Source organism: Micromonospora sp. NPDC049204, from assembly GCF_040647935.1.
In the GTDB taxonomy this organism is placed as follows: Bacteria; Actinomycetota; Actinomycetes; order Mycobacteriales; family Micromonosporaceae; genus Micromonospora.
The window spans coordinates 75216-86808 of the sequence record NZ_JBEZDC010000023.1; the positions used below are offsets into that span (position 1 = coordinate 75216).

General features: G+C 67.9%; 15 protein-coding genes and 3 pseudogenes. 6 read left to right on the top strand and 12 right to left on the bottom strand.

The window, feature by feature from the left end; translation table 11 throughout:
* Nucleotides 1-29: 29 nt before the first annotated feature.
* Nucleotides 30-209: pseudogene (locus AB0A90_RS31860) on the top strand (cobalt transporter); the annotation flags it as partial.
* 194 nt (nucleotides 210-403) lie between these two features.
* Here the strand turns inward: AB0A90_RS31860 and AB0A90_RS31865 are convergent.
* Together AB0A90_RS31865 and AB0A90_RS31870 are read right to left on the bottom strand one after the other, a co-directional pair.
* Complete coding sequence (locus AB0A90_RS31865; protein ID WP_357255081.1) at nucleotides 404-1042, bottom strand: vitamin K epoxide reductase family protein; 639 nt, start codon at nucleotides 1040-1042, stop codon at nucleotides 404-406.
* Entirely contained in the window at nucleotides 1039-1701 is a 663-nt protein-coding gene (locus AB0A90_RS31870; protein ID WP_357255082.1) for a thioredoxin domain-containing protein, read from the bottom strand. Before AB0A90_RS31870 ends, AB0A90_RS31865 begins: the two co-directional genes overlap by 4 nt.
* Before the next feature lie 276 nt (nucleotides 1702-1977).
* Between AB0A90_RS31870 and AB0A90_RS31875 the strand changes: the two genes are divergently transcribed.
* The gene (locus AB0A90_RS31875; RefSeq protein ID WP_357255085.1) at nucleotides 1978-2781 is read left to right on the top strand and encodes a cytochrome c biogenesis CcdA family protein; all 804 of its coding nucleotides are present in this window, start codon (nucleotides 1978-1980) and stop codon (nucleotides 2779-2781) included.
* A 329-nt stretch (nucleotides 2782-3110) separates the two neighbouring features.
* On the opposite strand, the gene AB0A90_RS31880 is transcribed toward AB0A90_RS31875, so the two are convergent.
* From AB0A90_RS31880 to AB0A90_RS31905, 6 genes are all read right to left on the bottom strand, one after another.
* Nucleotides 3111-3281: a DUF305 domain-containing protein gene (locus AB0A90_RS31880; protein WP_357255087.1), complete on the bottom strand. Its 171-nt coding sequence runs from the start codon at nucleotides 3279-3281 to the stop codon at nucleotides 3111-3113.
* 149 nt (nucleotides 3282-3430) lie between these two features.
* On the bottom strand, nucleotides 3431-3739 hold the full coding sequence (locus tag AB0A90_RS31885) for a DUF3105 domain-containing protein (RefSeq protein WP_357255090.1): 309 nt from the start codon (nucleotides 3737-3739) through the stop codon (nucleotides 3431-3433).
* A 123-nt stretch (nucleotides 3740-3862) separates the two neighbouring features.
* Nucleotides 3863-4765 carry a sterol desaturase family protein gene (locus tag AB0A90_RS31890; protein ID WP_357255093.1) on the bottom strand — a complete coding sequence of 301 codons (903 nt, stop codon included), beginning with the start codon at nucleotides 4763-4765 and terminating at the stop codon, nucleotides 3863-3865.
* Nucleotides 4766-4826: 61 nt separating this feature from the next.
* On the bottom strand, nucleotides 4827-5549 hold the full coding sequence (locus AB0A90_RS31895; RefSeq protein ID WP_357255096.1) for an AraC family transcriptional regulator: 723 nt from the start codon (nucleotides 5547-5549) through the stop codon (nucleotides 4827-4829).
* Complete coding sequence (locus AB0A90_RS31900; RefSeq protein WP_357255098.1) at nucleotides 5546-6022, bottom strand: MFS transporter; 477 nt, start codon at nucleotides 6020-6022, stop codon at nucleotides 5546-5548. Before AB0A90_RS31900 ends, AB0A90_RS31895 begins: the two co-directional genes overlap by 4 nt.
* On the bottom strand, nucleotides 5932-6336 hold the full coding sequence (locus AB0A90_RS31905; protein ID WP_357255101.1) for an MFS transporter: 405 nt from the start codon (nucleotides 6334-6336) through the stop codon (nucleotides 5932-5934). The genes AB0A90_RS31900 and AB0A90_RS31905 overlap by 91 nt, the downstream gene beginning before the upstream one ends.
* Nucleotides 6337-6385: 49 nt before the next feature.
* Here AB0A90_RS31905 and AB0A90_RS31910 point away from each other — a divergent pair, with 49 nt between their 5' ends.
* Together AB0A90_RS31910 and AB0A90_RS31915 are read left to right on the top strand one after the other, a co-directional pair.
* Nucleotides 6386-6763, top strand: coding sequence for a metalloregulator ArsR/SmtB family transcription factor (locus AB0A90_RS31910; protein ID WP_357255119.1), 378 nt, complete (start codon nucleotides 6386-6388; stop codon nucleotides 6761-6763).
* Complete coding sequence (locus AB0A90_RS31915; RefSeq protein WP_357255104.1) at nucleotides 6760-7404, top strand: cation transporter; 645 nt, start codon at nucleotides 6760-6762, stop codon at nucleotides 7402-7404. The genes AB0A90_RS31910 and AB0A90_RS31915 overlap by 4 nt, the downstream gene beginning before the upstream one ends.
* Before the next feature lie 541 nt (nucleotides 7405-7945).
* Here the strand turns inward: AB0A90_RS31915 and AB0A90_RS31920 are convergent.
* A pseudogene (locus tag AB0A90_RS31920) lies at nucleotides 7946-8707 on the bottom strand (hypothetical protein); the annotation flags it as partial.
* A gap of 57 nt (nucleotides 8708-8764) precedes the next feature.
* Between AB0A90_RS31920 and AB0A90_RS31925 the strand changes: the two are divergent.
* Nucleotides 8765-8860 (top strand): annotated as a pseudogene (locus AB0A90_RS31925) (transcriptional regulator); the annotation flags it as partial.
* Nucleotides 8861-8972: 112 nt separating this feature from the next.
* On the opposite strand, the gene AB0A90_RS31930 reads toward AB0A90_RS31925, so the two are convergent.
* On the bottom strand, nucleotides 8973-9329 hold the full coding sequence (locus tag AB0A90_RS31930; protein ID WP_357255121.1) for a metalloregulator ArsR/SmtB family transcription factor: 357 nt from the start codon (nucleotides 9327-9329) through the stop codon (nucleotides 8973-8975).
* A 54-nt stretch (nucleotides 9330-9383) separates the two neighbouring features.
* Complete coding sequence (locus AB0A90_RS31935) at nucleotides 9384-10253, bottom strand: alpha/beta fold hydrolase (RefSeq protein WP_357255106.1); 870 nt, start codon at nucleotides 10251-10253, stop codon at nucleotides 9384-9386.
* Nucleotides 10254-10436: 183 nt separating this feature from the next.
* Here AB0A90_RS31935 and AB0A90_RS31940 point away from each other — a divergent pair, with 183 nt between their 5' ends.
* A complete protein-coding gene (locus AB0A90_RS31940; RefSeq protein ID WP_357255109.1) occupies nucleotides 10437-11117 on the top strand; it encodes a 4'-phosphopantetheinyl transferase superfamily protein in 681 nt (226 codons plus the stop codon).
* A gap of 161 nt (nucleotides 11118-11278) precedes the next feature.
* On the opposite strand, the gene AB0A90_RS31945 is transcribed toward AB0A90_RS31940, so the two are convergent.
* A partial coding sequence (locus tag AB0A90_RS31945; RefSeq protein WP_357255111.1) for a hypothetical protein occupies nucleotides 11279-11593 on the bottom strand: 315 nt, incomplete at its 5' end.

The following is an 11593-nucleotide window of genomic DNA, read 5'->3' on the forward strand; positions in this document are numbered from 1 at the left end:
GTCAGGCGCAAACGCGATCGGCAGCGCGCCTGTGCGTCGCGGCGAGGATCACCGACAACATCGTCGAGGCGGTCATCGCTATCACCGCCGGGGCGATGGCCTCCTCGACCGCGCTGATCGGGTTCGGGCTCGACGCCGTCATCGAGGTGGCCTCGGCCGCCGCCGTCGCCTGGCGGTTCTCCGGCCCCGACCACGAACGCCGGGAACGCGCCGCGCGAAGCCTGGCGCTGCGACGCCTGTCGTACTCCCCGGCAGTGCCTTGCGGATTCGCGCTGAAGGCAACGCCGGAAACGGATGCGACGATGAATGCTGCACCACCGACAATCGCTGAGCGGTGCTGAGGGGGCGGCCGGGTTCTTCCGCTCGCCGCACTTGGGCGGCAAGCCTAGGAGCAGTCGACGGGCTAGATGAGAGTGATCCAGTAGTCCCAGAAGCGGTTTAGGATCGCGAGCAGGATGATCGCGTACCAGGCGGTGAGGATGAGGCTGTGGTAGCTGGCCGCAGCGGCGGCGATTCCCGCCACGGCCCTGGGAAGCGCGGCACCGTGCTGGCGAAGGGTGCGCAGGGTGACGTAGAGGAAGATCGGGATGGTGACGGCCCAGACGAGCATGCAGTACGGGCACAGCGCGCCGATGACGTAGAGGCTCTGGTAGATCAGCCAGTGCACGAAGATCACGCCGAACGTGGCGCCGGCCTGTAGTCCCAGCCAGAACCAGCCGGGCAGTCGCACGCTGGCCAGTAGGACGACGCCGATCGTGGTGACCGCGGCGAACCCCGCGATGCCGATTAAGGGGTTGGGAATGCCGAAGGCCTCGGCCTGGGGTGTGGTCATGACCGAGCCGCAGGACAGGATCGGGTTGATGCTGCAGCTCGGCACGTAGTCGACGTCGGCGAGCAGGTTGATTTTCTCGACGATGAGGATTACAGCGGCGAGCATCCCGACAACGCCTCCGACGGCGCAGATCCAGGCGGTGAGCCGGGACAGGAACCCCTGCTCGGGTGAGGTCGGGTCGGCGGTCGATTCGACGGTGGTGGCGCTCATCCGGCCAGCGCGGCGTCGATGGCGGCGACCAGGTCGTCCTGGCCGCGCAGGTCGGTCAGTTGCCGGCCGTTGAGGAAGAACGTCGGGGTGCCCTGCACACCGGCCGCCGCCCCGTCAGCCTTGTCTTTAGCAACCCGCGTGGCAGTGGCGGGGTCGTCGAGGTCGCGCTCGAAGCGCGGCATGTCCAGGCCGAGGGTACGGGCGTACCCGAGGAACACCTCTGTCTGTGCCTGCTCCTTGTGGCCCCAGCTGGTCTGGTTCTCGAACAGTTGGACGTACATGTCGGAGAAGCGGCCCTGGTTCGCGGCGGCCTGAGCGGTGCGGGCGGCCAGATCGGCGTTCGGGTGGCTCGGGATCGGGAAGTACCGGACCACGACGGTGATGCGGTCCTGATAGGTGGCCAGGATCTGCTTGACCGCCGGATACGCGGCGGCGCAGGACTCGCACTCGAAGTCGAGGAACTCCACCAGAGTCACCTTGCCGTCCGGCGCGGTGGACAGCCGGTGGCTGTCCTCGCGTACCAGCACCGTCGACTCGATGGCGCCAGCTTCAGTGGTCGCAGCAGGCGGATGGGCGGGGCGGTTGACGGCCAGCAGAGCGCCGACCACGAGCACCACCACCGCGATCAACGCCAGGGTCAAGCGCGTGTTCCTCGTCATTTTCCGTCCCTCGTTCGCCGCGTCAACAACGTGATCAGCCCGCCGCCTGCCAAGGGCCGAATCCAAACCGGACGGTACACAGACGGCTGTACCGACTTGCTGTCAGTTTCCTGAGACTGGAACGCCCTGTGGATGGACGGACCCGATACTACGGAGGGTAGTAGCGACGTGAGACGATCGGTCGGGTCCACGCCGAGTAGGACCTGAGGGAGGGCGGCATGCTAATTCTGGTCGACCAGACCGTCATAGCGAGCACGATCAGCGGAGCACGGTGACGTGGGCGAACAGTTCGCGTCCGTCGCCGCGTCCGGGCCTTTGCTGGCCGCGATGGCCGTCGCGGCCGCGGCGGGCCTGTTGAGTTTCCTGTCGCCGTGTGTCCTGCCGCTGGTTCCGGGCTACCTGTCCTACGTCACCGGCCTGGCTGGCGCCGATCTGGATGCCGCGGCGCAACCCGCCCCGCACCCGGACAGCGGCGTCGGTGCCGTTGCGACCCGGCGGCGCGCCCGTGGCCGGGTCGTGGCGGGGACGCTCGGGTTCATTGCTGGCTTCGCCGTCGTGTTCGTGACCGTTGCCGTGGCGTTCAATGCCGCCGGTCGGGCCCTGGTGACCAACGCCCGCATCATCGAGATCGCCGCGGGGGCGCTGACCGTGCTGCTCGGCGTCGGGTACCTCGGGGCGTTCCCGTTGTTGCAACGGCAGGTCCGCGCCACCCGGCTGCCCTCGGCCGGGCTGGCGAGCGCGCCCGTGCTCGGCGCCACGTTCGGCTTGTCCTGGACGCCGTGTGTGTCCCCCACCCTCGGTGCGGTGCTTGGCCTCGCCGCAGTGGAATCCACCACCGCCCGGGCCACCGTTCTCGCGCTGGCCTACTGCACCGGTCTGGGCCTGCCATTCCTGCTCGTGGGCCTGGGTCTGCGCCGCGCGCTGACCCTCACCCGCTTCGTTCGCCGCCACCACCGGTGGGTCACCCGCGTCGGCGGGGCGCTGCTCGTCGCGATTGGGCTCGCGCTGCTCACCGGAACGTGGACTGACCTGATGATCTGGCTGCGGAGCGCGGTCGGGCCAGGGCAGATCGGCATCTGACCCGGCGCCCGCGCGACGCGCCGCCGGGGTCGATGCTGTCGGCGGTGACGCGGGCCGACCAGCGCGGCGAAGGCCATGCTGGTGCGCTGCCCGGGGGTGCTGCCTCGTGTTTGCAGGTGTCCGTGGCCCGACCCTGCGACGACCGGTTTCGCCAGCACGGCCGGCCCGCCCAGGCGCGCCCCTGGTCGAGCGGGCTCGCGTCGCGGCAGCGCCAGCGCACTTCCCCGAGGCGTTCGCTCATGCGGTCAGGACGCGGCGTGGGTGTGTCCCGACGCAGGGATGCCGGTCGGGCCGTTGCGGGCGGCGCGACGGCGCGTCCGCCCGGCACGTCAGTCGGTGGGGGTGCTCGCGTGCAGCCGGTTGCGCACCGCTTCCAGGGCGGCGATCTCGGCCTGTTGGCCGGCGCGCATCCGTATTGCCAGGTCCCGTATCTCCGGCCGGGGTTCGGCGGACAGGATCGCGTCGACCATGGCGATGCCGCCCCGGTGGTGGCGGGCCATCAGGTCGGCGATGTTCTTACGGCCGGGGCGAGCAGCCCCATCGCCAGTCCCAGGGCGAACACGACGGGGGCCGCGCCGGTGAGCGGCCACCACCGGCGTGGTGAAGGTGGGGGCGTCTGAAGGTTGCTCATCGCTGCTGCTGGGCCCTGCTACGGCAGTTCGCGGGGCGTGGTGCCGGTGGCGGTGATCCCACCGGAGCAGGTCGCGCCCTGCTCCGGTCCGGCGTTGAGTCGAGCGGAAAGGATGAACTCGTCGATCTGCTCGTCGTCGGCGGAGGTGACGGTGAGGCGGCAACCCCACGCCTGCAGTGAGATCGGCGCGTCGAGCGCGTCGTGAGGGCTGAGCATCATGTAGTCGATGCCGCGGACCCGTTCGGCGAGGCGCTGCACCTGCTCGGCGGGAAGGCCGGACCGGTAGGTGATCCACACCGCGCCGTGTTCCATGCTGTTCGCGGTCATACAGCCCTCTCCTCACCAGGCACAACGTCCGGAATGTCGGCTCGGAGACATCGCTAGTTCTAAATACCCCGGCGGAACCGGATCGGCTGCGATCTCGGAACGCGGCGTCGCGACAGTGCGGGTCTACGACGAGCTGGAAGCTTTCGCTTGCACAGCCGGCGTCGTCGCGCAGGCACCTGAGGGCCGGAATGGTTCGGTGAGCTGGGTGAGGTAGCCGGTCGGGTAGTTGGGTTTGGCCGCCATGCCGAGGTCGTCGCTGGTAAACGTCCGGCTGGGATCGAAGCTGTAGGTGCGCAGGAGGTGGTCCCAGATGAGGGTGAAGAGGCCGAAGTTGACGTCGCCGATGCCGGCCCATTTGAGGTGGTGGAAGCGGTGGCCTTGGTTGAGGGCGAGGATGCGGCCGATGGGTCCGATGCGGTAGTCGGCGTTGGAGTGTTGCAGCAGCAGCTGTACCGCGACGGCGAGGGCGAGTACGGCGGCAACGGTGACTGGTAGGCCGAGCAGCAGCAGCGGGAGTACGCCCGCGGTCATTTCGACGGTCTGGTGCAGGGGGTGCTTCATCAGGCCGTTGAGGCCGTACATGCGCTTGACCGAGTGGTGCACGGCGTGGAAGCGCCACAATGCGCCGATCTTGTGGCTGGCGTAGTGCACGAGCGTGATGCCGGCGTCGGCGATGATGACGGCGAGGACGACTTCGGCGGGCAACGGCCAGTGGTGTGGCCAGACGCCGTTGCCGGGGATGAGCGCGGCGAGGGCGGGGATGGCTGCGACGCTGGCGAGGATGAGGGTTTCGTTGACGGCGCTGTGGGTGGCGTCGCGGCCCACGTCAGTGCCGGTGTTCCAATCGGTGCGGTACGGCACGGCCGCTTCGGCGGTGAAGGAGAGGCCGATCGCGGCGCCCAGCAGCGCGAGTAGCCACAGTTTTGACGCGCCGGCGGCGGCCGAGGCGATGCCGGCGCCGTTGACGCCGATGAGCATGAGCGGCGCGTATCCGTAGCGGACCGCGCCGGTGAGGATCGTGGACACGTCTTTGAGCGTGGTGGCAATGGCGGCGGGTCGGCTTGAACAGATCCGCTGCGATCGTCGCTCAGGTACGCCAGCCGGTCGCTCGGAGCGCTTCGGTGGGGGTGATACCGAACATCGCGCGGCAGGTGCGGGTGAGGTGGGCGCTGTCGGCGAACCCGACGGCGTGCGCTGCATCGGTAAGCGTGGCTCCGTTTCGGACGTGGTCGATGGCGTGCCGCAGCCGGGTCCAACGGCGCCAGATCGGGTACGGCAGGCCGAGCTGGTCGTGGAACAAGTGCCCGAGGCGGCTGGCGGACAACCCGATCGCCTCGGCTAAGGCGACGAGGTCGGGCGGGCCGTCAGCATGGTGGCGACCGATGTCCATGGCTCGGCGGAGCGCCAGGTGCAGCGGTGACGCGTCCGGCCCCGCGCCGCCGATGCCGACACCGGTCCAGGTGGCGACGCGGTCTGATGGTCCGGCTCCGGCGATGCGGTTGGGGGCGGCGCGAGCCCCCGGGCTGCCCGGGTCGAGGTAGGCGATGAGCCCTTTGGCGGCTGGGTCGGCGGTGATGGTGTGGGTGGTTCCCGCGGGGATGACCGCGGTGGGGGCGATGCGGCTGCTGTCGCCGTGCCGGTCGTGGACGTGCACTACGCCAGCGATGACGACGAGGATCTGCAGGCAGGCGTGGGTGTGCGCGGCGGCGGCGCCGATCCGGCCGGTGAAGGCCAGCAGGCCCGGCTTGAGCAGTAGCGTCCCGGACCAACCTGTGTCGGCGTTACCGGCGGCGTGTGGCGCGCCGGTCATGTCAGTGTTCCGCGTGCGCTGGCCTGGTCCTGCTCAGCGTTCCGGCCGGGCCGCCTCGCGGTCCTGCCGCCGCATCCGTCGGGAGCCGGCATTGCGATCACCATGGCGCTGCGCCAGGTAGCCGGGGCACTCGGCGTCGCCCTACTCGGCAGTCTGTTGTCCGCCGGGTACCGCGCCCGCATAGACACCAGCGGCCTGCCCGCCGCCGCAGACGCCGCCGGCATGGCGGCGGCGACCGGGACGTTGATCAGGAAGATAAAGGCCCACCAGAAGTGTTCGAGCAGGTGGCCGCCGACGATCGGGCCGAGCGGCAGCCCGGCGCCGATACCGATGACGACCAGGCAGATCGCCCGGCTCCGCTCCGGACCGGTGAACCGCACGGTCAGCACAGCCAGGACGATCGGCATGATGATTGCCGCACCGACAGCCATAACGGCGCGGACCGCAATGACGGGGCCGGCGAAGTGGCCCACCCGGCGACTAGCGACGCGGCGCCCAACAGGGCAAGGCCGGCCAGCAGCAGCCGTTTGCGGCCCCACCGGTCACCGAACGTCCCGGCGGGCAGCATCAGCCCGGCGAACACGAGGGTATAGGCATTGACGATCCCCTGCAGGTCACTCGTGCCCGCGTCGAGGTCGGCGGCGATCGACGGCAGTGCGACATTGTGGATCGTAAATCCAGGCCACGGTAAGCACCGCCAGAACCAGTGCGGCCAGCCCCCACCGTCGTCGTTTTGCTCCTGCCATAACCAAACCCTCCAAGTCTCATCGTTTGTGACGGATGTCACCGGCGCTTGACGATGAATCTGACCGGCACGTTATCATCGCGCTGTGGCGATGAATAGTGGAGTGGCGTCCGACCGCGCCGGCACCGACCTGGCCCCGGCAGCGGCGTTATTCCGCGGGCTGGCCGATCCGACCCGGCTGGCGATCCTACGACTGCTCAGCGGCGGCGAGTCCCGGGTCGTCGACCTGACCGGCCAGCTGGGCATGGCCCAGTCGACAGTCTCGGCGCACCTGGCGTGCCTACGCGACTGCGGCTTGGTGACCGGCCGACCGGAAGGCCGGCAGATGTTTTACGCCCTGACCCGGCCCGAACTGATGGATCTACTCACCGCTGCCGAACAGCTGCTCGCCGCGGCCGGGCAGACCGTCGCGCTGTGCCCCACCTACGGCTGCACCGACGAACCGACCACTCTGGAGGACCCGCGATGAGCGCCGAAGCGCTGCCCGACGTCACCGGATCGGCCGCCCGCCGCGCGGTCCGCTACGCCCAGTTCACCATCGGCTACAACCTCGTCGAAGGTGTCATCGCCGTCGCCGCCGGCCTCGCCGCATCCGCCGTCTCCCTCATCGGCTTCGGAATCGACTCCGGCATCGAGGTCGCCGCCGCCGCGATCGTGCTCACCCGCCTCGTCGCGGAGATCCGCGGCGGCGAACCCGACCCGGTCAAGGAACGCCGGGCGCTGAAATTCATCGCCCTCACCTTCTTCGCCCTCGCCATCTACGTCACCGTCGAAGGCATCCGCGACCTTGCCGTCGGGGAGAAGCCCAACACCAGCATCGTCGGGATCGTGCTCACCGGCGCCTCGATCATCATCATGCCGTGGCTGGCCCGCGCCAAACGCAAAGCCGGGCAGCAGATGAACTCCCGCCTCGTCATCGCCGACGCCGCCGAAACCAAGCTATGCGCCTGGCTGTCCGTATCCACCTTCGCCGGCCTGCTCGCCTTCGCCCTCGTGGGCTGGACCTGGCTCGACCCGGTCGCCGGGTTCGTCATCGCTGCGTTCGCCGTCTGGGAAGGCAAAGAAGCCTGGGAAGGCGAACTCGTCGAAGATGACGATGACGATGACTGAGGTCGACTGATCGCGCCCACGGGACTGGCGATCGGCTCGACGACAGACACCGCCAGCGGATTCGGCTTCGCCGCCGTCCGGTGCGCGATCACCGGACTCGGTAGCGGATCGGCGCTCACCCCGTCTATGGGCGCAGTGCTGGCGGTCCTACTCCCGGGACGTGCCAGCTCCAGCACGACCACGAGGATGACACTGCGTCAGGCCGGCGGCGCGCTCGGCGTCACCGTGCTCGGTAGCCTCCTGTCGCAGTCACCTCGACCGGCTCGAGGTCAGCGGACTACCCGCACAGGCAGCGGACGTCGCACGCGACTCGATCGCCGGCACCGCCGGCGTATCCGCCCGCGTCGGCGATCCGGCATTGGCCAGCAGCGCCCAGAGCGCCTACATCGAGGGCATACAGCTCATTCTGATCGTGTGCGCCGCCATCACCGTGGTCGGGGCCGTCCTGACAGTCATCTTCATGCCCGGGCGGACCGCGCCGCGCACCGACGCCGAGCCGGCCGCGCCCAGGGACTCAGACAGTCAGACCGGCCCACCAGCCTCAACTACTAGCCCGGACAAGCAAGGGCCTCGGGATGTACCCGAGACCTCCTGCGCGGTCGGCACATGAACCTCCTGATGGTGGTCGACGTATATCGGCCGCAATCAGCAGGACGGTCGCCAGCCTCGATTCCAAAGAACCCAAGAGGCGTGCCCCGCGCCTCATCGCGATGCCAACCAACACCCCTGACCACCTAGCTGAGCCGCCAGACCCGTCCGGGCACTGGCGGGCAGGGCGACCCTGACCAGGGACACTCAAGCGTTGGTCTCCTGCTCGCGGACGATGCCACCGCTGAGCTATTCCTGCTGTCCTACGCTCATGAGGGCGCCGGCCTAAGGGGCCGATAGAACGATGGCTGTTCAGGGGTGAGTGGGGTGTTCGTGATCGGCTTGGCGTGCCGGCGCAACCTGGAACGTGGAGTGCTCGACGTAGAAATGCCCGGGCCAGGCAGGTTTGCAGGGCATCGAGCAGTTGGGGGGCGTGGCCGTCGTAGAAGCAGGAGTCGTCGCCCACGACGTGCGCGGTGAGGACGGGCAGTCCTGAGGTGACGGTGTGCACGTGCAGGTCGTGCACGCCAACGACGTGGTCGACGTCGGTGATGTGCTGGCGGATCTGTTCGAGGTCGGCCTCGGCGGGGGCGGCTTCGAGCAGAATGTTGACCGCGTCGCGCAGCAGCCGCAGCGCGCGGGGGGCGATGACGAGGCCGATGAGCAGGGACACCATCGCGTCGGCGCGGGTGAAGCCGGTCAGCGCGATGACCGCGGCGGCGGCGAGGACACCGACGGACGTGGCGGTGTCGGTGGCGACTGGCGTGCCCGCGGCCTCGTCGTCGCGGTGCCAGAGGGCCGGCGTAGCCGCTACGAACTGGCTGATGTGCGCCTCGCGCACGCCCTCGGAAACCTCCTCGATGCGTGAGCGGTCACCCGAGGGCGATGTCGATAGACGCGGCCAGCACTGCCACCCGACGCCGGCCTGATGATCCTCACCCAGGCAAAGCTTAGATCTCCGCGTCGAGCGCGGCTACTCGCTAGCCGCGGCCGGTTCCGTAACTGGGGCAGAGAACAACCGCTTCACCGGTCATGGCGAGCAACTGTTCAGCGGCGGCGAACAGGTCCAGTAGCTCCGGCCGCGTGAGGAAGTACAGAGAAGCGCGGCCTTGGGGTCGGTAGTCAACCAGCCCGCACTCGCGTAGACAGCTAAGGTGGGCTGACACGGTCGACTGGGCCAGCCCTAGCTCGCCGCTTAGGTCGACAACGCGGGCCTCCCCCTCAGCCAACCGCACCGCGATTGCCAGCCGCGTGGGGTCCGCCAGGCCGCGAAACAGCGCGGCCGCGGGTGCGAGGGCGGCCCGGTTCGCAGCGTCCGCAGGCTTAACTGCTCGTATCGCCACATCCCGATGATACCGATGTCAGGGTATGGGCCCAACTTGGGGGCTGTCCTACGTACGGGCCGGACGGTCCAGTGAGGCAGTTAAGTGTCCCGCCGCGAATGCGGCGATGTGTGCCGCGATGACACCGCCGACGTTCTCAATGTCGTTGCTGAGGTAGAAGTGGCCGCCGGGAAATGTCTGCAGCCCGAATCCTGCTTCTGTTTGCTCGCGCCACGCCTGCGCTTCTTCGATGGTGACTATGGGGTCGGCGTCCCCCAGAAGTACCGCGATGGGTGTGCGCAACCTAGGTCCAGGCCTGAAAAGGTAGGTTTCGATTGCCTTGTAGTCGTTGCGCACGACAGGCAAAATCATGCGAAGCAGCTCTTCATCCTCGAGTAGCGTGCCGTGTGTTCCGTTCAGCGTCCGGATTTCCGCGATCAATCCGTCATCATCGCGTAGGTGCACATTGTCCTCGCCCCGCTGGATTGAAGGCGCCCTACGCCCGGACGCGATGAGGCCTACCACCGAGTTGTCGAGCCGCTGCTCAAGGCGTCGTGCCACCTCGAACGCGATTGTGGCACCCATACTGTGCCCTAGCAGCGTCGTTGGGCGGTCGGTCCAGCCGTCGAGTGCTTCGGTAACCTTGTCGGCCAGGTCCGCGATGCTGTCGATCATCGGTTCAAGGCGGCGGTCCTGTCGTCCCGGGTACTGCACCCCGAGCACTTCAACGTCGCTTGACAGCGTGGACGCCAGGGGTAGGAAGAAGGATGCGGACCCGCCAGCGTGCGGGAGGCACACTAGTCGGCTCGGGCGGTCCCGGTCGCCGTTGAGGCGTCGGATCCATTGGCCTGCTCTTCTCTCCGGTATCTGCACAGAAATCTCCTCTCGTTGTGGCGTCAGCGCCGGTCGCCGTTGCTTGCGGTTCGTGTCAAGGCCCACGCCTGGTACGCCCGAGCCCGTTCAGGCCTGGTGCTGAGTGGCATCAGTCGATGGAGCAGCGGTATGCCCCCATCGCCGCCGGGGTACGCTAGGGCCGAGTTTCTGCCGGCTATCGACGTGAGCCGAGCTACCAAGAAAACTGGCGCACGACTTACCGGATCGCTACCCCGGCAGGGAGCCGACTTGATTGCAAAAATTCCGCTGCCTGCGGCTGTCGCTGCGGCTGAGGCGTTTAGTGACCCCACCGAGTCGATGTTGTTTGCCGAAGAGCAGGCACTACTGACCAACGCGCTGGACGAGCGCCGGCGTGAGTTCGCCACGGTCCGTGTTTGCGCTCGCCGAGCCTTGGCGACGCTGGGTGTCGCACCGGTCCCGATACTGCCAGGTCTACGGGGGGCACCGATTTGGCCGGATGGGATCGTCGGCAGCATGACGCACTGTGTTGGGTATCGCGCAGCGGCGGTTGCCTCGGCGGCGGCTGTCGCCTCGATCGGCATCGACGCCGAGCCCCACGAAGCATTGCCGGCTGGTTTGATCAACGCGATTGCCATTGACGAGGAGCGCGACCAAGTCTCCCACCTAAGCCGGGTGGTCCCGCACGTGTGGTGGGATCGGTTGCTATTCTGCATGAAGGAAGCAGTTTTCAAGGCGTGGTTTCCGCTGACTCGACAGTGGCTGGACTTCGAGGATGTGTCCATCGCTATGGGTGCGTACAGCGGCACCTTCAACGCCCGCCTGCTCGTGCCCGGTCCAGTGGTGAACGGTCGGCAACTGGACCATTTCGCAGGCCGATGGCTTGTCCACGAAGGGCTCATTCTGACCGTCATTGCACTAACTACTGATAGTAGTGATTTGCCAACGTGAAGTCGGATGTCTTGGACTCCCAGCGCGAGTTCTCGGTTGTTGCGAGCCGGCACCGTGCGGCCGGGGCCATGCAAAACCCTGATGTGCCAGCTGAGCCGGGCGATTGCCGTTACCTGTCCACCGGTGGCAGTCTTCGAGAGCACAGGTGATCGCCATGGTGATCATGTCTGTTCCGCAACAACCTTGGGCTTTCGTGACGCAGGTACGGGGAGTAACTCCTTCAGCAAAGCTCGGGCGGCGTCGCTGTTGAGGCCGAGGGCGACGGAAAGGTAATCGAGATCCTCGCGTTCTACTGCTTGCCAGAACTGCGAACGCGTGCCCGGGCGATGCCTGCGGGGATCCGCCGGTGGGGACGACGTGCGTGACGGCAGCCAATACTGTTCCCTCTGGAACGCATAGGTGGGCAACTCCACCCGACCGGCACCCGACCCGGCGAACAACGCGGCCCAATCAACCCGAGCCCCGTTGACGAACAA